Here is a 23,338-nt window from a genome sequence, read left to right on the forward strand (position 1 = left end):
CAGACTCCGATCCCTCAATCCATCACTCGCTCGGTCTGGTGGGCGCCGGTCGTGGCGTCGGCCCCGGTGCGCACACCCAGCACGTCCTGGCGCCGGCCGTGCGGCAGCAGGACCGCGAGCAGCAGGCTCACCAACCCACAGCCGGCGGCCACCGCGAAGGCCACCCGGTACCCGGTCTCGCTGTAGAACACGCCGCCACCGGCCTGGACGACGTTCGCCGTCAGCGCGGCGAAGGCGACCTGGATCAACACGACGGTGCCGATGTTCTGCCCCTCCAGCGCCATGATCGACGCGATCCCCTGCTGCTCCGGTGGCGAGGCCTGCACGACGAGGTTCGGCAGACCGCCGTACGTCGCACCCATGCCGGCACCGAACAACACGAGCAGACCGGCGACCTGCCACGCGTGGGAATGCCAGATCGCCAGGCCGAGCGCGGACCCGGCCAGCAACACCGCGCCGGTGATCATCGGCGTGCGGATGCCCCACCGGGCGGCCTTGGCGCCGCACAGGAAGCCCGCGACGACCATGGCCGCGCCCAGCGGGGACAGGAAGTAGGCGACGCCGATGGCGTCGCTGCCGAAACCGTAGCCGCCGCCGACCTCACGCGGGGTCTGCAGCATGCTCGGCACGATCGACGACACGATGCCCGTGGCGGCGTAGACGGAGGCACCGAGCAGGAGCGTGGTCCACATCGGACGACTGCGCAGCAGCGGGAGGTTGATCAGCGGCTCGGGGAACGACCGGTCCCACCACAGCCATGCCGCGAAGCACACGACCCCGCCGATCAGCAGTCCGAGCACCGCGGGCGAACCCCAGCCCCACTCCGGGCCCTCCCCGAGCCCGAAGACCAGCGCGGCGCCGCCGAGCCCGAGCAGGACGGCTCCCGGCCAGTCCAGCCGCGCCTTCACGCGCAGCGGCGATTCGGGAAGCAGCGCCAGCACGGCCACGATGCACACGGCCTCGTAGATCGCGACGAACCAGAAGATCGACAACGCCCCGAAGGAGTCGATGAGCCACCCGGCGAGGAACGGCGCCAGGATGAACGTGATTCCGGAGCCGGTGAGGGTCACGGCGACTGCGAACGCGATGATGCGCTTCGGGAACACGTCGCGGATCAGCGAGTACGCGAGCGCCGGCGTGATGTAGAGCAGCCCCTGCAGGGCCCGGCCGACGATGAACAGCGCGTAGTTCGGCGCGAGCGCGGACAGGACCGCGCCGAGCGCCGCGAGCCCGGTGGCGACGAGCAGCATCAGCCGCTTACCGCGCAGGTCGGCGAGTTTGCCGACGACAGCCATCACCACGGCCGCGGCGAGGTTCGCGATGGTGATCGTCCAGCCCACCTGGTCGGTTCTGTAGTGCGCGGCGATCCCCGGAAGCGCGGTGGCCACCAGGTTGTATGAGAACGCCGCGAGTTCGGCGAGCAGCACGATGGCGAGCAGCCCGAGGACACGACGCGGCGTCCAGGTCCGGTCCACGCTGTGGTGGCCGGGACCGGCGGTGTCGGGGTGGGAAAACGATTCGGCGACCACTACGGACCTCCTGCGGTGCGTCGGTGCACTCCAGAGACTCCGGTCACACTAGACAACCAAGCGCTCGCTTGGCAAGGGTGCTAGCGTTGCGGCACAAGGAGTCATCACAGTGGAAGGCGGGACAATGTCGGACTTCTCCGCCAGGACCGGAGCGGCGTTCGTCGCCGGCGGCACCGGTGGCATCGGCCAGGCGATCGTCCGCACGCTCGCGGCACGCGGCAGCGACGTCGCGTTCACCTACCGGTCGAACCACTCCGCCGCCGACGACCTGGCCCGCGAGGTCAAGGCCCTCGGCCGCCGGCAGAGTGCCCTCCGGCTCGACCTCGCCGACGAAGCGGCGACAGCCGACGCCGTCGGGCAGGTCGTCGCGGAGTTCGGCGGGCTGCACACCGTGGTGTACGCGGCCGGCCCGCACGTGCCGATGGTGCATCTGAGCAAGGTTTCCCCGGCCCAGTACCGGGCGCAGCTGGACGCCGACGCCGCCGCGTTCTTCAACCTCGCCCACGCCGCCCTGCCGCGTTTGCGGGAGAGCAAGGGCAACATCGTTGTCGTCACCACCGCGGCCACGCGCCGGTTCCCGGTGCGCGACGGACTGTCCTCGGGCACGAAGGGCGCGGTGGAGGCGGTCGCGCGGGCACTGGCGGCCGAGGAGGGGCGGTTCGGGATTCGCGTCAACTGCGTCGGCCCCGGCATGCTGACCGACGGCATGGCCGAGCGGCTGATCTCCTCCGGCGAACTCGACGACGCCGCCCTGGAGGTCACCCGCCGCAACATCCCGCTGCGCCGCTTCGGCGATGCCGAAGACATCGCCGAAGCGGTCGCGTTCCTCGCCTCGGACCGGGCCGACTTCATCACCGGCCAGTGCCTCGACGTCGACGGCGGCTACGGCGTCTGAACCGGGGCCGGTTCGAGGAACCGGCCCAGCACCGCGAGCAGCTCGGCGCGGATCCGGCGGCTGACCGACGCGCCGGGCTGCATCGCGGTGAACGCGTGCGGCACACCGGGCACGACGTGCAGTTCGGCTGCCACCCCCGCGGCCTGCAGGCGCAGCGCGTACTGCACGGCCTCGTCCCGCAGGCAGTCCGCCCCGGCGGCGAGCACGTACGCCGGCGGCAACCCGCGCAGGTCCTGGGCCACCGAGGGTGATCCCCACACCGGCGGGGCTCCGACCAGCGGCCCGAGGTAGTGGCCCCAGCACAAGCGCGCGTCCTCGGCGTTGAAGACCGGCGCCGCGGACAGCCCGGCCATCGACTCCGCGCCCATGGTCGCGTCCAGAAAAGGGCAGAGCAGGACCTGCCCGTTGATCACGGGACCGCCGGTGTCGCGGGCCCGCAACGCGAGCGCCGCCGCCAGGCCGGCCCCGGCCGACATGCCCGCCACCACCAGGGGCGCCCCGGACGCGAAGTCCAGCAACGCGGCGTAGCAGTCGTCCAGCGCCGCCGGGTAGGGGTGCTCCGGGGCGAGCCGGTAGTCGACGGAGACGACCACCGCGCCGGTGTCGGCGGCGAGCCTGGCGCAGAACGGCTCGTCCTCATCCGGGTGTCCGATGCAGTACCCACCGCCGTGGATCCACAGCACGACGGGAGCCGCGTCGCCGGCACCGTCCGGCACGTACCGGCGAACCGGCACCGGATGCGCGGCGGCGACCGTATGGTCCGTCCTGGCGACGCCGTCCGGCCACGGCACTTCCGGCCACTCCGCACGCGCCTTCGCGCTCAGCTCCCGTTGCGCGGCCGGGTCGGCGAACTGCAGGGGCGGCATCGCCGCCAGGAACTCGGTGAATTCGGGATCCATGCGTATCCTTCCGATCATCCGGTGCCCGTGGCACCGCCATCGACGACCAACTCGGTTCCGGTGAGGTAGCTGGAGTCGTCGCACGCGAGGAACAACGCGGCTTGCGCCACCTCGTCCGGGCGGCCCGCACGGGCGAGCGGGGTGCCCGCCCAGTGGGCGGGGTCGGCCAGCACCTCCGCGGGCACGCTCTGCTCGAGCATCGGTCCCGCGATGGCGCCCGGGATCAGGCAGTTGACGCGGATGCCCTGGGCCGCGAGCTCGGCCGCGGCGACCTTGGTGAGGCCGCGCAGCGCCCATTTGGTCATTCCGTAGGCGCCGTGCCCGGGATAGCCCGTCGTGCCCGCGGTCGAAGACACGTTGATGATCGACCCGCCGCCGCTCATCCGCTTCGCGGCCGCGCGGATACCGAGGAAGGGCCCGTGCAGGTTGACCGCGAAGATCTGCTCCAGCCCGGACACCGACTCCTCCATCAGTGGCCGGGTCCAGTAGCGAGCCGCGTTGTTGACCAGGACGTCGAGCCGGCCGTGGCGCGCCAGGACACCGTCGAGGACCTCCTCCCACGCGGCCTCGTCGCTGACGTCCATGCGTGCGAACTCACCGCCGAAGCCGGCGGCCGTCGCGCGGCCACCGGTTTCGTCCACATCGGTCACCACCACGCGGGCGCCCTCACGCGCGAACAGGGCCGCCTCGGCGGCGCCCTGTCCACGCGCCCCGCCGGTGATCACCGCGACCTTTCCGGCCATCCGCATCAGGCGCGCTTCTCCTTCGCGCGGAAGTGCGGGATGACGTGCTCGCCCCAGTTGCGGATGGTCTCCAGGCACACCTCCTGCGGGACGGTGCCCATCTGGATCAGGCACAGCACCTCGTCCACCCCGACCCGCTCCAGCTCCGTCACGTAGTCGATCGCGGTCTCCACGGTGCCGTAGGCGTGGTCGATGTTGTAGTTCGCCGACGCCAGCGAGCGCTCCGAGTACTGCGGAAGCTCGCCGCGGTCGTAGGCCGCTGCCCGCGACTCGGCGCGCTCACGCATGAAGGCCACGTTGTCCTCGTTCACCGTGTCCCCCGTAGGCGGCTTCTCCCCGCCGAGATGCCAGTAGCCGATCGACTCACCGAAGAACCGCTGGCCGCGAGCGCCGATCTCCTTGGCCTGCTGGGCGTCGTCGAGCACGATCGTCGGGCACAACGCCACGAACTGGTCGTTGGTGACGTCGGAAACGAGCTTCTCCCCGGTCCGCGTCTCGCACCGCTCCCGGTAGAGCTTGTGCTGGTGCGCCACGCTGTCGAGTCCGGCGAACCCGAAGATCAGCGCGCCCACGCCGAGGTCGGCCGAGTGCACGACGGTGTCGGGCTTGGTGCTGGCCAGGTAGAGCGGCGGGTGCGGGCGCTGGATCGGGCGCGGCAGGATGCGCAGCGGCGCGTTGCCCTTCGGCGCCTGCAGGTCGAGCAGCTTGCCGTGCCATTCGAAGTCGTCCGAGCGCCAGGCGGCGCTCACGATCCGCAGGGCTTCCTCCACCTCGGCAGCCGTGCGCTCGGGATCCACGTTGCACAGCGCTGCCTCCTGGCGGGTGCCGCCACGCGCCGCACCCAGGTTCAGGCGCCCGTTGGACAGCACGTCGAGGAAAGCCGCCTTCTCCGCCACGCGGGTCGGGAAGTTGTAGTTGAACGGCATGCACACCGCGCCGTGGCCGATCCGGATGCGCGTGGTCTTCGCCGCGACCGTGGCGAGGAACAGCTCCGGAGCCGACATGTGGGAGTAGTGCTCGAGCCCGTGGTGCTCGACGGCCCAGATCCCGTCGAACCCCATCTGTTCGGCGAAGACGGCCTGCTCCACCGAGTCGAGGATCACCTGACGCTCCTTCTCCGGCGTCGGATCGGCGATCTGGGCCTCGAAGATCATCGAGAACTTCACGGGTCGTGCCTTTCTGTCGGTCTATCGCTTGCTTGGTTACCGCGCGCAGGGAGATGCCCTGCCGGAATGCCGGGGTGGAGTCAGGCCGCGCGCAGAACGCGGCGGCTGCGGGCCATGGTGTCGACGCGGCGGCCCAGCAGGGCCAGCCGGGCTGCCACGGTGACGTCGGCGAAAGCCGGTCCCCGCGCCGAATGGACGATGTCGGCGGCGTCGACGCACACGCCGGCACCGACCGGCAATCCGCCGTGCCTGCGAACCAGGAGCCGGACCTGGGCGAGGACCCGGGCTGCGTGCGCGAGGTCGGCCGCGACGGCGATCAGGCCGACGGTCCGCCCGTGCAGGCGAGCCCGGGCCAGCGACTCGGGCACCCGGCCGGGAAGATCGCCGTCCGGCCAGTCATCGCAGGCGATCAGGACCGCGTCCGGGTCAGACCGGTCGTCCGATGTGGACATCGCGGCGTCGAGAACCAGCGGCAGCGCCGGAGAGTCGCCGAGACACAGCGCGGAACGGGCGGCGACGGGAGCGCGGCGGGCGCGTACGGCAGGGATGTCGAGGATGGAGGTCATGGCCATCTCCCACTTCGCTGTAGGGGGCACGACCGATGTAACCGCGCTCACGCGTGGCGGTCAAGAGACTCAGAGTCTCTTTCTTTACCTAGATCGGTTCAGTCGGTCTCGAGCGCCGCGCTCCACATCCGGGTGAGCACCTCGAGGATCTCCCCGCGATCGACGTCCCAGCCGTGCAGCGACCAGCGCAGGAACATCTGCTGCAGCTGGCCGAACAGCAGCACCGCCCGCGCCTTGGCCTGCTCGGGATTCCAGCGCCCGCCCTTCTGCAAGGCGGTGCTCAGCATGTCGATGTCGCGTTCGAAGCTCGTCTGCTGCCGCTCCCGGACCGGATCCTCCAGCAGGGCCGCCTCGGTCACCGCGGCGGAGGCGATCCGGGTGCGCTCCCACACCCGCAACGTGGTGTCCAGCCATTGGGCGATGCGCTCGCGGGTGGGTTCCTCGGCCAGTTCGGCGAGCGCGGTGTAGACCGGCTCGTACTGCTCGTCGAGGTGCCGCAGCACCTCCATTACGACGTCGGCCTTCGACTTGAAGTGCCGGTAGAACGTCGCCCGGGTGGTGCCCGCCGCGGCCGTGATGTCCTCGATCGACGTGGCCACGTATCCGGTCAGCGAGAAGCAGTCCACGGCGGCCTCGGCGAGCCGGGACCGGGTCTGCTCGCGGCGGGCTTGGCGAGCACCGCCCTGTCGCGTCGCTTCCTCCGGCATCCGGCTCCCTCGTCTCGTCGGCTGGCCCTGCTCCAGCAAACCAAGACCGCCCGCGCGGACACAACCCGGCGGTCTCACCCGTGCTCGATCCACACGCTCTTGTGCTCCAGCCACTCGTCCAGCGTGTGCGGCCCGTTGGACGTCCGGTTGCCGCTCTCCTTCTGGCCGCCGAAGGGCAGCGCCCAGTGCAGCCGCCGGTAGGTGTTGACCCAGACCGTGCCCGCGCGCAGGCCCGCGATCATCCGGTGGGTGCGGGACAGGTCGTTCGTCCAAAGTCCGGCCGCGAGGCCGTAGACCGTGTCGTTGGCCAGGTCCAGGGCATGGCTGTCCGAAGAGAACGGCAGCGCGACCGCGACCGGGCCGAAGATCTCCTCCTGGCAGACCCTCAGCCGGTTGTCCGGGGTCGCGAACAGCGTCGGCTCCACGAAGTAGCCCCCGGCCAACGGGGATGCCGGGTCGAACAGCTCCTTGCCGCAGCGCCCGCCGAACACCCGACGGGCGCCCTCGGCCTCGGCGAGGTCCAGGTAGCCGCGCACCTTGTCGTACTGCGTGTCGAACGCGACCGGTCCCATCGTGGTCTCCGGGTCGAGCGGATCGCCCAGCCGGATCGCGGCGGCCTGCCCGCGCAGCCGCTCCACGAACTCGTCGAAGATCGAGTCCTCGATCAGGATGCGTGAGCCCGCGATGCACGCCTGCCCGGCGCTGCCGGTGAAGATCCCGGCGGCCACGCCCGCCGCCGCCGCCTCCAGGTCGGCGTCGGCGAAGACGATGTTGGGTGACTTGCCGCCCAACTCCAGCCCCAGGACCTTGAGGTTGGTCACCGACCGTTGGGTGATGCGGCGACCGGTCGCCGTCGAGCCGGTGAAGCTGATCTTCGCCACGTCCCGGTGCTCGACCAGGGCCTCACCGGCAGTCGCTCCCTCGCCGCACACGATGTTCACCGCGCCCCGCGGGATCCCCGCCTCGCTCAGGTGGCGGGCCGCGGCGAGGATCGACACCGACGCCCGCTCCGGTGGCTTCACGACGACGGTGTTGCCCGCGGCGAGCGCCGCCGACACCTTGGCCAGGAACATCGCCAGCGGCGCGTTCCACGGGATGATCACGCCGACCACGCCGAACGGTTCGCGCACCGAGTAGGTGTGGGCGGCCGGTGAGATCGACACCGTTTCCGCGGTGATCGTCTCCGCCAGGCCCGCGTGGAACTCGATCTGCGCGGCACCACCGAGCACCGCGGGCCGCGCCTCGGTGCTCGCCCGGCCGTTGTCGGTGGCGTCGAGCCGCCACAACTCCTCGGCGTGGTCGCGGACCGATCGGGCCCAGGACCGCAGGATCGCCGCGCGCTCCATCGGCGGGGTCGCGGCCCACCCCGGTGCCGCCGCCCGTGCCGCGGCCACCGCATCGTGCACGTCGATGGCTTCCCCGGCGGGAATGCGGGCCCACACCTCCCCGGTGGCCGGGTTGACGCTGTCGAGCCACTGGCCGCCGCGGGCCGGGCGGAATTCGCCGTCGATGTGGTGGGGGTGGTCGCTCACGCGTGCTCCAGCCGCTCGATGATCGTCACGTTCGCGGTTCCGCCGCCTTCGCACATCGTCTGCAGGCCGTAGCGGCCTCCCGTGCGTTCCAGTTCGGCGAGCAGGGTTGTCATCAGGCGCGCCCCGGTGGCGCCCAGCGGGTGGCCGAGCGCGATCGCGCCCCCGTTGACGTTGACCCGCGACGGATCGGCGCCCGTTTCCGCCAGCCAGGCCAGGACCACGCTGGCGAACGCCTCATTCACCTCGAACCGGTCGATGTCGCCCAGTTCCAGCCCGGCGCGCTCCAGTGCCGCCGCGGTCGCCGGGATCGGCGCGGTCAGCATGAAGATCGGGTCCGCGCCCAGGACCGACATGTGGTGGATCCGGGCGCGGGGCGTGAGCCCGTGCCGCTCCACCGCGCGTTCCGAGGCGATCAGCACCGCGGCCGCGCCGTCGGAGATCTGGCTCGACACGGCCGCGGTGAGCCGGCCGCCCTCGGTCAGGGGCTTGAGCTGCGCCATCTTCGATGTGCTCGTGTCCCGCCGCGGCCCCTCGTCCGCGGTGACCCCTGCCAGCGGCAGGATCTCGCCGGTGAAGCGGCCTTCGTCGGTGGCACGCACCGCCCGCCGGTGGCTCTCCACGGCGTAGGACTCCATGGCCTCCCGCGTGATGCCCCATTTCTGGGCGATGAGCTCGGCTCCGTGGAACTGGTTGACCGGCTGGTCACCGTAGCGTTCGCGCCAGCCGGCGGATCCGCTGAACGGGTTCTCGAACCCGAGTTCCCGGCCCGCCTTGCGGGAGGTGCCCATCGGGATGGCGCTCATGTTCTGGACACCGCCGGCGATCACCAGGTCCGCGTTGCCGGACTGGACGGCCTGCGCCGCGAAGTGCACCGCCTGCTGGGACGATCCGCACTGCCGGTCGACGGTGGTGCCGGGCACGTGCTCGGGCAGACCGGCCGCGAGCCAGGCGGTGCGGGCCACGTTGCCGCCCTGACCACCGACCGTCTCCAGGCAGCCGAAGATCACGTCCTCGACCGCGCCCGGATCCACGCCGGCGCGCTCGACGAGTCCCGCCAGCACGTGCGCGCCGAGATCCGCCGGATGGATCCCGGCGAGCCCGCCGCCCCGCCTGCCGACCGGGGTGCGGACGGCGTCGACGATGTAGGCCTCAGCCATGTGGTTGTCTCCCTTGCTTCACAGCGACGCGGCGAGCGCGGCCAGCCCGTCCAGACCGCGCAAGGTCGTCGCTTCGTCCGAGGTGGTCAGCCAGAACACGACCCGGTCGATGCCCATGTCCGCGTAGCGGTCCAGGGCCGCCGGGTGCGGGCAGGCGTTGAACAGCGTCACCGGGATGTCCGCACGCCCCGCGTCCCCGGCTCGCTTGCGCAGCTCCTCGACGCGCCGCGCGAGGACGGGCTCGAAGTCCTCGACGGCTCCCGGTGGCGGGTCGGTGACCTGGTCGGTGCCAGCCCGGTAAGGCATCCAGCCGTCGGCGAAGGCGACCACGCGCTCCAGCACCCGCGGCCCCATCCCGCCGAGCAGTACCGGGGGTCGTGGCCGCTGCACCGGCTTCGGCCACGACCACAGTGGACCGAAGCGCACGAACTCGCCGTGGTAGGCCGCCTCGTCCTGGGTCCAGATCGCGGTCATCGCCGCCAGCCGTTCGCGCAGCACGGCGAACCGGCGGCCGGGATCGGTGCCGTGGTTGCGCAACTCGTCGGCGTCGGAGCCGGCTCCGACGCCGAGCAGCAACCGTCCGCGCGAGAGCTGATCGAGGGTGGCGATCTGCTTGGCGAGCACGACCGGATCGCGCTGAGGCACCAGGCAGACGGCGGTGCCGATCCGGATCCGGGTGGTGGACGCCGCCACCGCGCCGAGCGTCACGAGCGGATCGAACACCGTGCGGTAATAGCCGGGGCTGTCCGCGCCCACCGGAACGTGGGTGTGGTCGGGGAAGAAGACCGAGCCGAACCCCCGATCCTCGGCAGCCCGGGCGAAGCCGACCGGGCTGATCGAGTCCGCGGACGGGAAGAACTGCACGCCGGCCTCCATCAGGCCCGCTCCCAGCGCTGGGGCAGCACGTCGTCGCGCGCGGTCATCGGCTCCAGCAGGTGGCGGCTCAGATCGCCGAACAGGTCGTTGCCGATGCGCCGCTCGGTGAACCGCCAGCGGCCGTCCACCTTGGCGAACCGGTCGAGGTAGTCCCCGGCGATGATGGGCTGCAGCGGGAACGTCCCGGCGTGCTGGACCACGAGCACGGAGGAGTACGCGCGGGCACGGTCCGGGCCGTCGTCGTCGACGAGGAGGTTGCTCACGATGTGCCGGGTCCGCGGGGTGCCGTTGGGGTGCAGCCGCACGAACCGTTGCCACAGCGCGGTGACGGCGGCCGGGTCCCGCTGGGCGACCAGGTCCTCCCCCACGTAGAGGTCCGCATCGGCGAACAGCTCGCCGAGCTCGGTGAACCGGCCGTCGTCGAGGTAGTACGGGTAGAGGTGGACCAGTCGCTCGACCTGGCGGTGGTCGTCGCCGCCGATCACGCCGTGTACCTCGCGGCCGAACCGGCGTTGACGTCGATCACCGAGCCCGTGATGTGCGGCGTGGCGGGTCCGATGAGGAACAGCACCGCCGCGGTGATCTCTACCGGCTCCAGCAGGGCGACCGGCTGGACGTGGTGTTCCCGGAGCAGCGCTTCGACGTCCTCCCACCCGGGCGCCGCCAGATCCGGCCGCAGCGCGTGGTAGAGCGGGTCGTTGTGCACCATCGGGGTGGAGGTGTTGCCCGGCGCGACCGCGTTCACCGTGATGCCGAACGGCGCGAGGTCCAGAGCCGCGGCCTTCACCAGGCCGATCACGCCCCACTTCGAGGCGACATAGGGCACCGAGCCCGGCACGGCCATCCGCGCCTGGTTGGACGCGGTTGCCACGATCCGGCCGTAGCCGCGCTCGATCATGTGCGGGGCGACCGCCCGCAGGGACTGGAAGACCCCGGTGAGGTTGGTCGCGACCACCTCGTCCCACACGGCCCGGTGGGCGTCCTGGATGGACCCGCCGCCGTGTACTCCGGCGTTGGCCAGCAGGACGTCGATCCGCCCGAACCGGTCGATCGCCGCGTCGACGGCCTTGCCCACAGCACCTTCGTCACCGACATCGCCGGTGAGCGCGAGCACGTCGCGGCCGTGGGCCCGCACGAGGTCCGCGCTCTCCGCCAGGTCGGCCTCGGTGGCGAGCGGATACGCGACGTGCGGCGAGTCGGCACAGCGGTCGAAGAGGACCACGTCGGCGCCCTCGCGCGCGACCGCCTCGGCGTGCGACCGGCCCTGCCCCCGCGCTCCCCCGGTGACGAACACGACCTGTCCGTCCAGCTGCCCGGCCATGCTCACTTCCCTCCGGCGAGGTGACCCCAGCGGTTCAGCACCGCGCGGCGCAGCAGCTTGCCCTGCCCGCCGGACCCGTCGTTGGCGTGCGGCAGCTCGTCCGCCACCACGACGACGTCCGGACGCGACGGCGGCGGGAGCTTGTCCGCGACCGCCGACCGCACCACCTCCGGGTCGAGGTGGTGTTCCAGATCGGGGCGCACGACCAGCAGGATCTTCGGCTCGCCATCGGCGCCCGGGACGCCCACCGCGGCGGCCTCCGCGACGCCGTCCACTGCGGACGCCGCGTCCTCGACCTGGATCGGCAGGGTGAACGAGCCGCCGCGCGCGATCGCGTCGGCGCGACGGCCGAGCACCGACACCCGGCCCTGGTCGTCGACGAGGCCGAGGTCGCCGCCGGTGAACCAGCCGTCCCGGAGCGCTTGCCCGGTCACCTCGGGCTGCCCGTCGTAGCCGGCCGTGACATGCGGCCCCGCGAGCTGGATCTCCCCGATTTCCCCGGTGATCCGCCGCCCGTCGGCATCGACCACCCGGACGGCCCCGCCGGTGCGCGCCCAGCCCACCACGCCATCAGGCACCTCGTCGCGCCGCGCGATCACGCTGTAGGGCGCCTCGGTCTGCCCGTAGTAGCCGTAGAGGGCCAAGTCCGGCAGCCTCCGCCGGATCCGCTGCTGCAGCGACGGCAGGATCGGCTCACCGCCGAGCATCGCGACCCGCAACGAGGACAGGTCGGCGTTCTCGTGCCCCGGCGTGGACAGCAGTTCGACGAAGAAGCTCGGCGTCACGCTGATGTGTGTGACGCGCTCCCGCGGCACCGCGGCCAGGAACTGTTCCGGTCCGAACCCTTCCTCCAGCACCAGCCGCGCCCCACCCGCGAGCGCGGGCGCGGCCACGGCCAGGAACCCGATGCCCCAGATGATCGGCCCGGTACCCAGAACCGCGTCCCGTCCCAGCGGCACGTCCAGCCACAGCTTCTCCGCGATCGCCAGCCCGCTGGCGTGCGTGTGCACCACCGCTTTCGGCAGGCCTGTGGTGCCGGAGGTGAAGAACAGCGCGAGCGGATCGTCTCCCCCGGCCCCGAGCACCGGCTCGCCGTCGCCCGCGGAGGCCGTGAGCGCGTCGAGATCAACCGAACCGCGGGCCGGGCCGCCCACCCGGATCCAGGTATCGATACCCGGTAGGACTGGCCGCAGTCCGGCCACGAGGTCGTCGAACCGCGCATCGTAGACGAAGGCGGTGGTGCGGCTGCGCTCCAGGACGGGCGCGAAGGTCTCCGCGGCCCAGAACGGGTTGAGCGCCGCCAGCACCGTCCCCAGCTTGGCCTGCGCCAGGTAGATCTCGGCGACGGACAACGGTGAGTCGAGCAGGGTGGCGACCCGGTCCCCGGGTTTCAGCCCCGCGGCGGCGAGTGCGTGGGCGCGGCGGTTGACCCGCTTGTTCAGCTCGTCGTAGGTGAGGTGGAAGCGGCCGGCGAAGGTCACGGCGATGTCCTCGGGCGCCCGATCACGGTGGGCGGTCAGCACAGCGTGCCCGAAGTTGGCGTAGCGCGTCATTGCGTCTCTCCTGCGGTCGAACAGGTGTCAGGTGCCCGGGTATCCGCCGCCGCCGTACCGGGCGTCGAGCAGGTCGTAGTCGGGGGTGAACCCCCGTCGTGGGAGCTCCTCGGCGAAGATCACGGTCTTCGGCTTCTTGTAGGAGGCGACCTGGGTGCGCACGTGAGCGATCAGATCCTTCTCCGACACGCTCGCGCCGTCGGCGAGCACGACGATCGCGACGACGTTCTGGCCCCACACCGGATCCGGCCGTCCGATCACCCCCACTGCCTCGACGTCGGGATGCGTAGTCAGGGCGCGCTCGACCTCCGCCGGATAGACGTTCTCACCGCCGGACTTGATCATCCGCAGCTTCGGCCCGAGGAAGCTGATCGTGCCGTCCTTTTCACGGCGGCCCAGGTCGCCGGTGTGGTGCCAGCCGCCGCGGAACTTCGCCGCGTTCAGCTCGGGCTGGTCGAAGTACCCGCTGAACACGTGCGGGCCGCGGGCCACGATCTCGCCCACCTGCCCGTCCGGCACCTCCTCGTGGTCCGGGCCGACGATGCGCACCTGCGCCAGTGGGCTCGGCCGCCCAACGTTGCCCGCGCCGTCCGTGCCGAGCCCGTGGTAGGTGAGCATCCCGGCCACCTCGGTCTGTCCGTAGCCGACGAACGAGCGTCCCCAGGGACTGGTGTCCGGTGTGATCATCGCGTTCCACGCCTCGTCGCCCGGCGCCGCCCGCAAGCTGGACAGGTCGTAGCGCCGGTCGGCGTTCGCCTTCACCAGCTGCGCGATCATCGCCGGGAAGAGCATCGCGGCCTGGCAGCGTTCCCGCTCGATCAGCCGGCACGCCAGCTCCGGGTCGAAGGTCGGCAGCACCACGTTCGTGCCACCGAAAACCAGCGTGGTCAGCGCGAACATCGTGGTGCCGATGTGGAAGAGCGGCCCGGAGTCCAGGCAGACGAAGCCCTCCTCGACCTGACGGACGACGCCGAGCACCAGACTGTGCGAAACGAGCGCGCGCTGCGACAGCATCGCGCCGTGCGGGCGGCCGTCGAACGCCGCGGTGTACAGCACGAGGACCGGCGCGTCCTCGTCCACGTCCAGGCCCAGGGGGGTGGCGGGGTACTCCGCCAGCCACGCCTCGTAACCGTCGTCGGCGTTGTGGCAGACCCAGCGCGCGGTCGTCCCGCTCCGGAGTGGACCGAGCGCGGCGTCCAGCGGTCCCGACTCCCAGACGACCACCGCGGGCCTGAGGTCGTCGAGCACGAACTTCAGCTCGTCGCTGCTCTGCCGCCAGTTCGCCGGGCACAGCATGGCCCCGGTCTTGGCGCAGGCGATGAGCAGCTCGATGATCCGGAACGAGTTGACGCCCAGCCACAGGACCCGCTCCCCCGGCCCGGCACCGGCGTCGAGCAGGGCATGGGCGAGGCGGTCGGTGCGCTCGTCGAGATCGGCGTAGGTCAGCCGGTGGTCGCCGTCGACCAGGGCGGTGACGTGGGCGCGGCTGCGCCGGTGCTCCCGCACCACGTCGGCGAGGGTGAACTGGTGCATGGTGACGCCTTTCAGCGGAAGGCCGGGATGACTTCCTTGGCGAAGAAGGTGATGGCTCGCTTCATGTCCTCGAACGGCACGTGGCGCGTGCTGCCGAAGTCGCACATCAGGTGGCCGAAGCCGAACTCCTGGAGCATGGCGACCTGGCCGATGACCCGCTCCGGGTCGCCGATGACCTCCAGCTGCTCCCAGCGGAAGTCGGTGCCCACGCTGCCGCCCTTGAGGTAGCGGCCTTCCCAGAACTCGAAGCCCTTCGCGATCTCGCCCGTACGCGAGTCGATGGGGGCGCTCTTCTCGTTGAAGATGCGGGCGCGGTCGAACGTCCTCTCGAACGCCTCCTGGTCGGCTCGCGCCTGCTCCACCGTCGGGGCGAGCCACACCGAGCGGGACACGACCAGCTCGACGTCTTCGACGGCGTGCCCGGCCTCCACGGCGACCGACCGCCACGTTTCGGCAGCCTTGTGCACCTTGCGGAACGGCGCCGCGGGATCGGCCAGAATGGGCAGGCCGCGCCGGGCGTAGCGCTCGACGGTCTCCGGGCTGACCGCGGCCACGTACAGCGGCGGATGCGGCCGCTGGAGCGGTTTCGGCGTCAGTTCGACCTCGCCCGTGCGGTAGAACTTCCCGTCGTGCTGGAACTGTTCGTTCCCGAGCAGGCCGGTGATCACCTCCAGGGACTCGTCGAACCGCTCGCGTGCCTCGGACAGCTCCTGGCCGAACCCGTCGAACTCGATGCTCTGGTACCCGCGGCCGACCCCGAGGTCCAGGCGGCCGCCGGAGAGGAGGTCGACCTGCGCGGCCTCTTCGGCGACGTGGACCGGGTTATGCAGCGGCAGCACGACCACTCCGGTGCCGAGCCGGATCCGTTCGGTGCGGGCAGCCAGGTGGCTGAGCATCGTGAAGATGTTCGGGACCGTGCCGTAGTCGCGGAAGTGGTGCTCGGACACCCAAAGCCCGTCGAAGCCCAGCTCCTCGAGCAGTTCGGCGACCCGGATGTTGTAGTCGTAGACCTCTTTGATGCTGCGCTGCCGGTCGGGCCGGTGGAACAGCAGGAACGCGGAGAACTTCATCGCGCGGTGCTCCTCTTTTCCGTTGTCAGGCCTGCGAAGGCGCGAGCACCGAACCGGGGAACGGCGCGAGCAGCGTTTCCCGCCACGGGCCGTCCAGGTACTGCCGGGCAGTCTTGCGCCAGTCGAGCAGCCTCGGGTCGGCCTTCGCCTCGGCGTCCAGGCCGACGGCCGCGTCATACGCGCGCTGCGTCTCCAGGTGCGAGTCCATGTCGGTCCCCCAGAAGGTGACGACCTCGCTGTCGGACATCAGCACCTCGTACAGGCCGACGAGGCGGTGCCCGTGGTCGGCGAGGATGGGCGCGCGTTCCTCGCGGACGGCCGCCAGGTAGTCCAGCGCCGCGCCCGGCCGGACGTGGGCGACCTCGTGCAGGAAGAACGGCGCGGTGTACCGCTCGTCGCGCAGGGCCTGCAGATCCGGGGTGCCCGGAACGCCGCCCATCGGCCGGGAGAACGCCTTGTGCCTGAGATCGTCGATCGAGGACAGGAACAGCTCAGGCTTGACGTTGTCGTAGATGTCGAGCATCTGCCGCCAGCCACCCTCCCAGCCACCGTGGCAGTCCCACAGCGTGACCGCCTTGAACTGCTCGTGGCCGGTGATGCCGATGGCGTAGAACGCGCCGATCAGGTCGATGGCCCGCGAACGCACGGACAGCCCGGAGGTCAGCTCCGGGGAGGCGTCGCCGCGCTGCTCGTCCTCCTTCTTGTAGTTCACCAGCCACTGCAGGTATTCGCGCGGGTTGCGCGAGTTCATCGGGTGGAAGTACACCTCTTCGAGCAGATAGATCCCGCGCGCCACAGTCTCTCCCTCACTCCTACTTGAGCAATCGCTTGGTCAAGACTGTAAGGCCGGGCGCATCCGCCGTCAACAATCGCGCCCGTTGACAGCGGGACCGCGACGTTCGTACTGTCCAACCAAGTGCTCGCTTGGTGAAGGAGGTGCCGTGGCCGCGCTCCGCGACCGCGCCGCGATCGCCGGCGTCGGCTGGACCCCGTACTCGAAGAACTCCGGGGTGAGCACCCTGGAGCTCGCGCTACGGGCGATCACCGCCGCTCTCGACGACTGCGGGCTCACCCGTGCCGACGTGGACGGATTCGTCACGCATTCCGTGGGTGACGCGACGCCCGCAGCGGTCGTCGCCGCCTCACTCGGAGTGCCGGACCCGCACGTCCTGCTCGACCTGTGGGGTGGCGGCAGCGTCTCCGCCGCGACGGTTGGCGCGGCCGCGATGGCGGTGGCGAGCGGCCAAGCCGAAACAGTGGTGTGCTGGCGCGCGCTCAACGCGCGATCCGAGTTCCGCATGGGCGGCACCGGCCGGGCGGCGCCCACGCTCGTCGAGTTCCAGTACCAGGTCCCCTACGGGCTGCTGGCCCCGCCGCAGCAGTACGCCCTGGTCGGCCGCGCCTACCTCGACGCTTGCGGCGCCGGCGAGGAGGACCTCGGCCGAGTCGCCGTCACCCAGCGCCAGAACGCGTTGCGCAACCCGCGCGCGATGATGCGCAAGCCGCTGTCGATGGACGAGTACCTCGCCGCGCCCTGGATCGCCGAGCCGCTGCGACTGTTCGACTGCTGCCTGGAGACCGACGCGGCGATCGCCCTTGTCGTGACCTCGGCCGAACGGGCCCGCGACCTCCGGCAGCCGCCCGTGCTGATCAGCGGAGCCGCGACGGGCGGGGGCCACAGCCTGTTCTCCGGCGCGCGACCGGACCTGTCCGTCAGCGCGGCCGCCGACATGGCACCGCGTCTCTACGCAGGTGCTGGCATCGGCCCGGAGGACATTCAGATCGCCGAACTCTACGACGCGTTCACCCCCCTCGTGCTGATGCAATTGGAGGACTACCGCTTGGCACCCCGGCACGGCGCCGCCGACTTCGTCGCCTCCGGCGCCACCGCACTGGACGGCAAACTGCCCGTCAACACGCACGGCGGGCACCTGTCCGAGGGCTACCTGCACGGCCTCAACCACGTCGGCGAGGCCGTGACGCAGCTGCGCGGCCAGGCCGGTGACCGGCAGGTGCCGGGCGCTGAGGTGGCACTGACAACGGGCCAGCCCGGCTACGTCTCGGGCACCACGTCGGCCCTGATCCTGCGAGCGGACCGATGACCCGCCCGCTCGCGGACCGCGACTCCACCGCGTGGTGGGAAGGACTGGCGGAGCACCGCCTGCTGCTGCAGACCTGCGGCGCCTGCGGGAGGCATCGGCTCGTCGCCCGGCCCCTGTGCGCCTCGTGCGGTTCCTTCGCCTGGCGCTGGACGGAGGCGTCCGGCGAGGGCACGATCGCGAGCTGGGTCGTGTCGCACCGCGCCTACCAGCCCGACCGGACCGCGCCCTACACCGTGGTGATGGTCCGGCTCGCCGAGGGAGACGACCTGTTGCTGCCCGGCGGCTGGACCGAAGGTGCGGACCTCGCGGTGGGCCTCCCGGTCCGCGCGACCTACCAAGATCTGCCCGGCGATCCACCCGCGGCCCTGCTGCGGTGGCAACCTACCGGCGAGTCAACCTAGCACTTGCCCAAGCATGGGGGATACTGGCGACCATGGCAGCCACGAAACGCCAGGCGGGCAAGCCCGCCGCCCGAACGGGAGCCCGCGGCAACGGCAGCAGGGGCGGAGGGTCCGAGCGCCGCCAGGCGCTGGTCGACATCGCCGCCGAACTCTTCGCCGAGCGCGGGTTCAAGGCGACCACCGTCCGCGAGATCGGCGACGCGGCAGGGGTGCTCTCGGGCAGCCTCTACCACCACTTCGACTCTAAGGAGACGATCGCCGACGAGATCCTGTCCACCTACCTCGACGGGATCGTGCAGACCTACAAACGGATCATCGACGAGCACCCCCGTCCCGGGGACGCACTGCGCGAACTGGTGCGCTCGGCGTTCGCCTCGCTGGGGCCCCACCGCGCCGCCGTCACCATCCTGCAGAACGAGCGCAGATACCTGGCCGAACTGCCCCGGTTCGCCTACGTGACCAAGATCGAGAACGACGTGCGCCGCATGTGGGTCAAGGTGATCGAGGCCGGGATCGCCGAGGGCACGTTCCGCGACGATCTCGACCCGAAGCTGACCTACCAGTTCCTGCGTGACGCGATCTGGGTGGCGGTGCGCTGGTTCACGCCGTCCGGGCGGCTCAGCGTGGACCAGCTCGCCGACCAGTACCTCAAGCTGGTGATGGAAGGTCTCGAGACCGGGCGCTGATCACCGGGCCGTGAAGCGCTCGATCAGCTCCCGCGCCTCGGGCGTCGTGACGGCCGCGGCGATGGTGTCGGCCTCGTCGGCCGCACTGTCCTGGCGCGCGGCCTCGAAGGACGACCGGATCAGCCGTTTGGCCTGGCCGAGCGCGGACGCCGGTCCGGTCGCAAGCGACGTGGCCAGCTCTTCGGCACGGCGGTTTAGCGCGTCGTCGTCGGCGACCTCGGTCACCAGACCCCAGTCGCGGGCCTCCTCGGCGGTGAGCGTGCGCCCGGTCAGGGCCAGCTCCAGGGCGCGCTGGGTGCCGATCGCACGCGGGAGCAGGTAGGACACGCCACAGTCGGGGGTGAGGCCGATGCCGGAGTAGGCCATCCGGAACTTCGTCGACCGCGCGGCCACCACGACGTCGGCGTTGAGCACGAACGCCAGCCCCGCCCCGGCCACCGCGCCCTGCACGCCCGCCACGACCGGCTTGGGCAGCTCGGACAGCCGCCGCAGCGCGGCCTCCAGCTCGGAGGCCAGCTGGTGCAGGTACTTCGGCGGCTCCTCGGCGGCCAGGAACGACCGGACGTCCCCGCCCGCGCAGAACCGGGCTCCCGCCCCGGTCAGCAGCACCACCCGGACCTCATCGGACTCCGCAGCGGTCACGGCCTTCGCCAACGTCTGCGCAGTCGGCAGATCGACCGCGTTGGACACGTCCGGCCGGTCCAGGGTGATCCGCCCGACTCCCCCGCTCAGTTCCCAGCGCACGCTCACGCGACCCTCCGCAGCAACGCGGCCAGCGCCTGCCCGCCGCCGATGCACATCGTCACCACACCCAGCTCCTGGTCGTTCCGCACGAGGTGCTTGGCCGCCCGCAGCGTCAGGATCGCCCCCGTCGCCCCGACCGGGTGTCCCAGCGCGATCGCGCCGCCGTAGGGGTTGGTCTTCTCCGGATCCAGCCCGGCGTCGCGGATCACCGCCACCGCCTGCGAGGCGAACGCCTCGTTCAGCTCCACCACGTCGATGTCGGCCGGCGTGGTTCCGGTCTGCGCGAACAGCTTGTTCAACGCAGGCACCGGCGCGTAGCCCATCAGCTCCGGTTCCATCGCCGCGGTCGCCACGGCCTCCAGCGCCACCAGCCCGGTCAGCCCTTGCTCGGCCGCCACGGACTCCCGCGCCAGCACCACCGCCGCCGCCCCGTCGTTGATGCCCGACGCGTTGCCCGCCGTCACGGTGCCGTCCTTCTCGAACGCCGGCCGCAGCTTCGCCAGGGCCTCCAGCGTCGTGCCGGGCTTGGGGTGCTCGTCCTCGGTCACCGTCACCGGGCGCCGCCCGCCGACCTCGACCGGCACGATCTCCTCCGCGAAGGCCACCTTCGCCGCCACCGAGGCCGCCCGCCGCTGCGACTCCAGCGCGAACTCGTCCTGCTCCTGCCGCGAAATCCCATACTCGCGGGCCACGTTCTCCGCGGTCACTCCCATGTGGACGTTGTGGAACGGGTCGGTCAGCATCATCACCGTGCCGTCGGCCAGCGTCCGGTCGCCGAGCCGGTAGCCGGAGCGGGCGCCGAAGTCGTAGAACGGCATCCGGCTCATCGACTCGTCGCCACCGGCCAGCGCCAAGTCCACCCCACCCCAGCGCATCTGCATCGCGGCCGACCAGATCGCCTGCAAGCCCGAGCCGCACAACCGGTTCACCGTGTAGGCCGGCGTCGACACCGGCAGCCCCGCGGCCAGCGCCACGCGGCGCGCGTTGTAGGCATCCGGACCGACCTGGCCGATGCAACCCATGACGACCTCGCCGATCGCTTCAGGTTCGACCCCGGATCGTTCGATCGCCGCCTTCGCCGCCGTCGCACCCAGCTCGAACCCTGGCACGTCCTTGAACGCGCCACCGAAACTGCCCACCGGTGTCCGCGCGCCTTCCAGCAGCACGATCCTGTCCTGGCCCATCCGCACCTCACTCACCCCGGGACTACCTCTCGCCAAATAGTAGGTCTTCCGACTATTTAGCGAGTGATAGCCGCGTCACAGTACAAGGCGACGTTGTCGCTGTGGACGGGTACCGGCGGCTGTCGGCATTGATCGCCGACGCCCAGCTGCGCGGGAAGGAGAAGGCCCGCCCGGTCTACGACCACGACCAGATCGTTGACGAGCTGCGCGGCCAGGTCGTGGTGCTGACCGGCCGCCGCGAGGGCGCCGTCCGCCGCGCCCTGGTCGAGGACGGCCCGGCCGCGGCCGCCGACGCGCTCAGGGCGTTGATCGATCGGTTCGGACGGGGCCATGTCGCCGTCGAACTGCTGGACCTGGACTACCCGGAAAACAGCGTGCGCAAAGAGGTGGTGGCCGACCTGGCGGCCGAGCTCGCCCTGCCGACCGTCGCGCCCAAAACGAGATCGACGGCGAAATGGACGTCCGGCTCACCGGAGCCGGTCCGCACCGCGCTCGTCGCACTCGGCTCGACACCACCTGAGGAGGAGCGGTGAGCGAACCGGCGCGAACAGCGACGGCCACACGGATGGCTTGCCCGCGTGCCGGACTGGCGGTTCCCATGAGCTGGGGAATCAGACGTCTACGGGAACGTTCCTGCTTCGCACATCTCGCCAGCGTGATACCACGCATCGGCCACGACCATGTGGGCGTAGCCGGCCATCTTGTGATCCGCCTCGAATTCGGTCGTCGCGGCCTGGTACTCCAGCGCCGCAGACACGTAGTAACCCGCGCAACTCGGAGCATCTTTGGCTCCCTGCCCACGCGACGCGGCGCTGCTGAGCGCCGCCAGCGCCGCGCGCTTCGCCGCCGTCGCCCGCTCTCGTGGATCCGCCGTATCCTCCATCGGCTCGCCTCCCGACGCTCGCCGTGCGCATCGCCTGCTACGACCAGTCGCAGCACCCGATCTGGCCGTTACAGTCAGGCACGCCAAGCCGCTCCAGAGAGCACGAGTTCGCGTGGCCTATTTGCCGCAGAACCAGCCGCTGCCCCAGTTTTGCCCCAATCAGTAACTAAAGTTGCATCCACAGAAGTCAAACGTTCGGCAGTCCCGAAAAAAATTTCCCGACCTGCTACAATTAGCAGATCGGGCGATCTTGACGACCGTGAAGCCAAGGGGACTCGAACCCCTGACCCCACACTGCCAGTGTGGCGCGCTACGCACCCTGACCTCACGTCGGTCGCACCTGGACCGCATCGTCCGGGACGATCCCGTCCGCGTGGGGGCCTGAGCGCTCCCGCCGCCCAAGCGATCGGCGTGGAAGCATCTCCCTCTCGCGGGGACGACGTCGAGTGGTCGGCGTACCTGCTCGGGAAGCTGGAACCACCACCGCCCGCGAGCGGACGTCAAGGTCGGCAATCCAGCGCTCGATATGCGGGGGAACACCGCTGCTCGCGCTCGACATCGCTGATCTTCACAATGCCGAACACACGATCCCGGTGGCCTTCGACACCGCCGCCGTCGATTACGCCGACAGTCGGCGAGGCCTGGCGGATAGCTCGTCCCGGCGCTCGAGGAACTCGGGGCGCAGCAGGGCCGCCTCGTGTGCGAGATGCAGCCCGAGGACCTCGGGCGGAGGCAGATGGCCAGGTCGCCCAGGCCGGCTACAGCGGCCTGTCAGTCCATAGCCGCCACAAAGCGCACATTTGCCGACAGCCCGGTAGCCTCGATCCGCTTGACGATGCTCGTCGTGAAGAATATCTCCCCTTAGCGACCAATTGAGGGACCATGAACACCAGATTCTCCTCGATCTTTTCGCGAAAAAATCGCGACTCTTGAGCGTACGCGTCGCCTTAATCGCAATGCAGCGAGAGCAGTTCTCCAAATTCAGCGAGAAGGCGTCAATAATTCGTACACGATCGGCCGACACGACGCACCTTGCTCCCTCTCTCAAATCCGTCGTTGGTCCGACGGTAGTAGATGCGAGGGCTCTCGGTCACGGCCACCTTCCCGCTTGTAGCTGTTGGCGAATGTAGTCGAGGATCGCGACTGCGTCCTCTCTGCGGTGGACCGCCTTGCCGTTCGGGTTCGGCGTGGCTTTGTTGCCGGGTAGGAATACCCCGTTCTCCGCGGAGTTCAGGTCGATGTCGAAGCTGCTCAGGATCTGGCGCGACTTGTCAGAGCGCCTGTCCTTATACGGCACGATGTGGTGCGCTTCTTCTCCTGATGCACGGCTGTACCCAGCTGCGTTCAGGTTGTCACCCAGAATCGTTGATGGGCTGCCCGCGGCCATCGCAACGGCTGTGTAGCAGGAGCTATCGGTGGAGCTTCCACGTCCTGCTGGCCAGCCGGCTCGCCGAAGATGTCGTGTACGGCCGAGGTGGATATTGAGTCCGTCTACGTGCTGGAAGCCGCGCTCGCCGAGCCATTCTGGAGGTGCCCTCAGCGCTGGTCGTGTACCTGTCCGAGGTGAGCTTCCTGGCGGCCTGCGGCGTTCGGGCCCTGGTCCGAACGCACCAGCGATGCGCGCCTGCCTCCGCGTTGCGGATCGTCGTCACTGGCGTACCTCGCCGGGTTCTCGAGCTGGGCGGGCTGGCCGGCTCGCTGCCCTTTTGAACCGCGAGGGCCTGGCCCGTCGTCGACGCCCCCCGCGCGGGTGATCAAGCGGCGGGCGGTCCATCCTGGCCCGGGGATACG

At 70.7% G+C, this 23,338-nt stretch carries 25 protein-coding genes and 1 tRNA gene; 6 read left to right on the forward strand and 20 right to left on the reverse strand.

Annotated elements, in window-relative coordinates; genetic code table 11:
- Positions 1-14: 14 nt before the first annotated feature.
- Complete coding sequence (locus AMYTH_RS44525) at positions 15-1,529, reverse strand: MFS transporter (protein ID WP_051362627.1); 1,515 nt, start codon at positions 1,527-1,529, stop codon at positions 15-17.
- 109 nt (positions 1,530-1,638) lie between these two features.
- Here AMYTH_RS44525 and AMYTH_RS0109930 point away from each other — a divergent pair, with 109 nt between their 5' ends.
- Positions 1,639-2,424: an SDR family NAD(P)-dependent oxidoreductase gene (locus tag AMYTH_RS0109930; protein ID WP_228684685.1), complete on the forward strand. Its 786-nt coding sequence runs from the start codon at positions 1,639-1,641 to the stop codon at positions 2,422-2,424.
- Here the strand turns inward: AMYTH_RS0109930 and AMYTH_RS0109935 are convergent.
- The 14 genes from AMYTH_RS0109935 to AMYTH_RS0110000 form a co-directional block, all read right to left on the reverse strand.
- A complete protein-coding gene (locus tag AMYTH_RS0109935) occupies positions 2,412-3,323 on the reverse strand; it encodes an alpha/beta hydrolase (protein ID WP_051362628.1) in 912 nt (303 codons plus the stop codon). The two genes, AMYTH_RS0109930 and AMYTH_RS0109935, sit on opposite strands and share 13 nt — an antisense overlap.
- Positions 3,324-3,337: 14 nt before the next feature.
- A complete protein-coding gene (locus AMYTH_RS0109940; protein ID WP_037322472.1) occupies positions 3,338-4,072 on the reverse strand; it encodes an SDR family NAD(P)-dependent oxidoreductase in 735 nt (244 codons plus the stop codon).
- Complete coding sequence (locus tag AMYTH_RS0109945) at positions 4,072-5,232, reverse strand: LLM class flavin-dependent oxidoreductase (protein WP_027930185.1); 1,161 nt, start codon at positions 5,230-5,232, stop codon at positions 4,072-4,074. The genes AMYTH_RS0109940 and AMYTH_RS0109945 overlap by 1 nt, the downstream gene beginning before the upstream one ends.
- Before the next feature lie 80 nt (positions 5,233-5,312).
- Positions 5,313-5,798, reverse strand: coding sequence for a hypothetical protein (locus AMYTH_RS0109950; protein WP_157360573.1), 486 nt, complete (start codon positions 5,796-5,798; stop codon positions 5,313-5,315).
- A gap of 98 nt (positions 5,799-5,896) precedes the next feature.
- A complete protein-coding gene (locus AMYTH_RS0109955; RefSeq protein WP_027930187.1) occupies positions 5,897-6,505 on the reverse strand; it encodes a TetR/AcrR family transcriptional regulator in 609 nt (202 codons plus the stop codon).
- 74 nt (positions 6,506-6,579) lie between these two features.
- Positions 6,580-8,037: an aldehyde dehydrogenase family protein gene (locus AMYTH_RS0109960; protein ID WP_027930188.1), complete on the reverse strand. Its 1,458-nt coding sequence runs from the start codon at positions 8,035-8,037 to the stop codon at positions 6,580-6,582.
- Positions 8,034-9,194, reverse strand: a complete 1,161-nt coding sequence (locus AMYTH_RS0109965) for an acetyl-CoA C-acetyltransferase (RefSeq protein WP_027930189.1) — start codon at positions 9,192-9,194, stop codon at positions 8,034-8,036. The genes AMYTH_RS0109960 and AMYTH_RS0109965 overlap by 4 nt, the downstream gene beginning before the upstream one ends.
- Positions 9,195-9,212: 18 nt before the next feature.
- On the reverse strand, positions 9,213-10,070 hold the full coding sequence (locus AMYTH_RS0109970) for an LLM class F420-dependent oxidoreductase (RefSeq protein ID WP_027930190.1): 858 nt from the start codon (positions 10,068-10,070) through the stop codon (positions 9,213-9,215).
- Positions 10,070-10,555 (reverse strand): nuclear transport factor 2 family protein, encoded by a 486-nt coding sequence (locus AMYTH_RS44530; protein ID WP_051362629.1) that lies wholly within the window; start codon positions 10,553-10,555, stop codon positions 10,070-10,072. Before AMYTH_RS44530 ends, AMYTH_RS0109970 begins: the two co-directional genes overlap by 1 nt.
- Entirely contained in the window at positions 10,552-11,391 is an 840-nt protein-coding gene (locus AMYTH_RS0109980; protein WP_027930191.1) for a mycofactocin-coupled SDR family oxidoreductase, read from the reverse strand. The genes AMYTH_RS44530 and AMYTH_RS0109980 overlap by 4 nt, the downstream gene beginning before the upstream one ends.
- A gap of 2 nt (positions 11,392-11,393) precedes the next feature.
- Positions 11,394-12,944, reverse strand: a complete 1,551-nt coding sequence (locus tag AMYTH_RS0109985; protein WP_027930192.1) for a class I adenylate-forming enzyme family protein — start codon at positions 12,942-12,944, stop codon at positions 11,394-11,396.
- A gap of 27 nt (positions 12,945-12,971) precedes the next feature.
- Positions 12,972-14,477, reverse strand: a complete 1,506-nt coding sequence (locus AMYTH_RS0109990) for an AMP-binding protein (protein WP_027930193.1) — start codon at positions 14,475-14,477, stop codon at positions 12,972-12,974.
- 11 nt (positions 14,478-14,488) lie between these two features.
- Complete coding sequence (locus AMYTH_RS0109995; RefSeq protein ID WP_027930194.1) at positions 14,489-15,547, reverse strand: LLM class flavin-dependent oxidoreductase; 1,059 nt, start codon at positions 15,545-15,547, stop codon at positions 14,489-14,491.
- Positions 15,548-15,572: 25 nt separating this feature from the next.
- Entirely contained in the window at positions 15,573-16,343 is a 771-nt protein-coding gene (locus AMYTH_RS0110000) for a hypothetical protein (RefSeq protein ID WP_027930195.1), read from the reverse strand.
- 145 nt (positions 16,344-16,488) lie between these two features.
- On the opposite strand from AMYTH_RS0110000, the gene AMYTH_RS0110005 reads away from it, so the two are divergent.
- Genes AMYTH_RS0110005 through AMYTH_RS0110015 form a run of 3 tightly spaced genes read left to right on the forward strand, consistent with a single transcriptional unit; the run spans position 16,489 to position 18,736 of the window.
- Positions 16,489-17,649 carry a thiolase C-terminal domain-containing protein gene (locus tag AMYTH_RS0110005; RefSeq protein WP_027930196.1) on the forward strand — a complete coding sequence of 387 codons (1,161 nt, stop codon included), beginning with the start codon at positions 16,489-16,491 and terminating at the stop codon, positions 17,647-17,649.
- Positions 17,646-18,050: a Zn-ribbon domain-containing OB-fold protein gene (locus AMYTH_RS44535; RefSeq protein ID WP_037322474.1), complete on the forward strand. Its 405-nt coding sequence runs from the start codon at positions 17,646-17,648 to the stop codon at positions 18,048-18,050. The genes AMYTH_RS0110005 and AMYTH_RS44535 overlap by 4 nt, the downstream gene beginning before the upstream one ends.
- A 32-nt stretch (positions 18,051-18,082) precedes the next feature.
- Positions 18,083-18,736: a TetR/AcrR family transcriptional regulator gene (locus AMYTH_RS0110015; RefSeq protein WP_027930197.1), complete on the forward strand. Its 654-nt coding sequence runs from the start codon at positions 18,083-18,085 to the stop codon at positions 18,734-18,736.
- On the opposite strand, the gene AMYTH_RS0110020 is transcribed toward AMYTH_RS0110015, so the two are convergent.
- Together AMYTH_RS0110020 and AMYTH_RS0110025 are read right to left on the reverse strand one after the other, a co-directional pair.
- Positions 18,737-19,486 (reverse strand): enoyl-CoA hydratase/isomerase family protein, encoded by a 750-nt coding sequence (locus AMYTH_RS0110020; RefSeq protein WP_027930198.1) that lies wholly within the window; start codon positions 19,484-19,486, stop codon positions 18,737-18,739.
- On the reverse strand, positions 19,483-20,679 hold the full coding sequence (locus AMYTH_RS0110025) for a thiolase family protein (RefSeq protein WP_228684687.1): 1,197 nt from the start codon (positions 20,677-20,679) through the stop codon (positions 19,483-19,485). Before AMYTH_RS0110025 ends, AMYTH_RS0110020 begins: the two co-directional genes overlap by 4 nt.
- Positions 20,680-20,765: 86 nt before the next feature.
- Between AMYTH_RS0110025 and AMYTH_RS0110030 the strand changes: the two genes are divergently transcribed.
- The gene (locus tag AMYTH_RS0110030) at positions 20,766-21,197 is read left to right on the forward strand and encodes a hypothetical protein (RefSeq protein WP_027930200.1); all 432 of its coding nucleotides are present in this window, start codon (positions 20,766-20,768) and stop codon (positions 21,195-21,197) included.
- Positions 21,198-21,283: 86 nt separating this feature from the next.
- Here the strand turns inward: AMYTH_RS0110030 and AMYTH_RS0110035 are convergent, their stop codons facing one another.
- From AMYTH_RS0110035 to AMYTH_RS0110045, 3 genes are all read right to left on the reverse strand, one after another.
- Positions 21,284-21,547: a hypothetical protein gene (locus AMYTH_RS0110035; protein ID WP_027930201.1), complete on the reverse strand. Its 264-nt coding sequence runs from the start codon at positions 21,545-21,547 to the stop codon at positions 21,284-21,286.
- A gap of 260 nt (positions 21,548-21,807) precedes the next feature.
- Positions 21,808-21,874: transfer RNA gene (locus AMYTH_RS48760), tRNA-Ala, on the reverse strand.
- 763 nt (positions 21,875-22,637) lie between these two features.
- On the reverse strand, positions 22,638-22,934 hold the full coding sequence (locus AMYTH_RS0110045; RefSeq protein WP_084022558.1) for an AHH domain-containing protein: 297 nt from the start codon (positions 22,932-22,934) through the stop codon (positions 22,638-22,640).
- A gap of 134 nt (positions 22,935-23,068) precedes the next feature.
- On the opposite strand from AMYTH_RS0110045, the gene AMYTH_RS51190 reads away from it, so the two are divergent.
- Positions 23,069-23,257, forward strand: a complete 189-nt coding sequence (locus AMYTH_RS51190; RefSeq protein ID WP_410468333.1) for an STAS domain-containing protein — start codon at positions 23,069-23,071, stop codon at positions 23,255-23,257.
- Positions 23,258-23,338: the final 81 nt, after the last annotated feature.

This window comes from Amycolatopsis thermoflava N1165 (assembly GCF_000473265.1).
GTDB lineage: Bacteria > Actinomycetota > Actinomycetes > Mycobacteriales > Pseudonocardiaceae > Amycolatopsis_E > Amycolatopsis_E thermoflava.

Bases quoted from the DNA above. Each gene is read 5' to 3' on its own strand.
- AMYTH_RS0109965 (WP_027930189.1), bottom strand. From the start codon at position 9,194: ATGGCTGAGGCCTACATCGTCGACGCCGTCCGCACCCCGGTCGGCAGG.
- AMYTH_RS0109940 (WP_037322472.1), bottom strand. From the start codon at position 4,072: ATGCGGATGGCCGGAAAGGTCGCGGTGATCACCGGCGGGGCGCGTGGA.
- AMYTH_RS0110035 (WP_027930201.1), bottom strand. From the start codon at position 21,547: ATGGAGGATACGGCGGATCCACGAGAGCGGGCGACGGCGGCGAAGCGC.
- AMYTH_RS44535 (WP_037322474.1), top strand. From the start codon at position 17,646: ATGACCCGCCCGCTCGCGGACCGCGACTCCACCGCGTGGTGGGAAGGA.
- AMYTH_RS0109980 (WP_027930191.1), bottom strand. From the start codon at position 11,391: ATGGCCGGGCAGCTGGACGGACAGGTCGTGTTCGTCACCGGGGGAGCG.
- AMYTH_RS0109985 (WP_027930192.1), bottom strand. From the start codon at position 12,944: ATGACGCGCTACGCCAACTTCGGGCACGCTGTGCTGACCGCCCACCGT.
- AMYTH_RS0109955 (WP_027930187.1), bottom strand. From the start codon at position 6,505: ATGCCGGAGGAAGCGACGCGACAGGGCGGTGCTCGCCAAGCCCGCCGC.
- AMYTH_RS0109950 (WP_157360573.1), bottom strand. From the start codon at position 5,798: ATGACCTCCATCCTCGACATCCCTGCCGTACGCGCCCGCCGCGCTCCC.
- AMYTH_RS0109935 (WP_051362628.1), bottom strand. From the start codon at position 3,323: ATGGATCCCGAATTCACCGAGTTCCTGGCGGCGATGCCGCCCCTGCAG.
- AMYTH_RS0110045 (WP_084022558.1), bottom strand. From the start codon at position 22,934: ATGGCCGCGGGCAGCCCATCAACGATTCTGGGTGACAACCTGAACGCA.
- AMYTH_RS0109970 (WP_027930190.1), bottom strand. From the start codon at position 10,070: ATGGAGGCCGGCGTGCAGTTCTTCCCGTCCGCGGACTCGATCAGCCCG.
- AMYTH_RS0109995 (WP_027930194.1), bottom strand. From the start codon at position 15,547: ATGAAGTTCTCCGCGTTCCTGCTGTTCCACCGGCCCGACCGGCAGCGC.
- AMYTH_RS0110015 (WP_027930197.1), top strand. From the start codon at position 18,083: ATGGCAGCCACGAAACGCCAGGCGGGCAAGCCCGCCGCCCGAACGGGA.
- AMYTH_RS0109990 (WP_027930193.1), bottom strand. From the start codon at position 14,477: ATGCACCAGTTCACCCTCGCCGACGTGGTGCGGGAGCACCGGCGCAGC.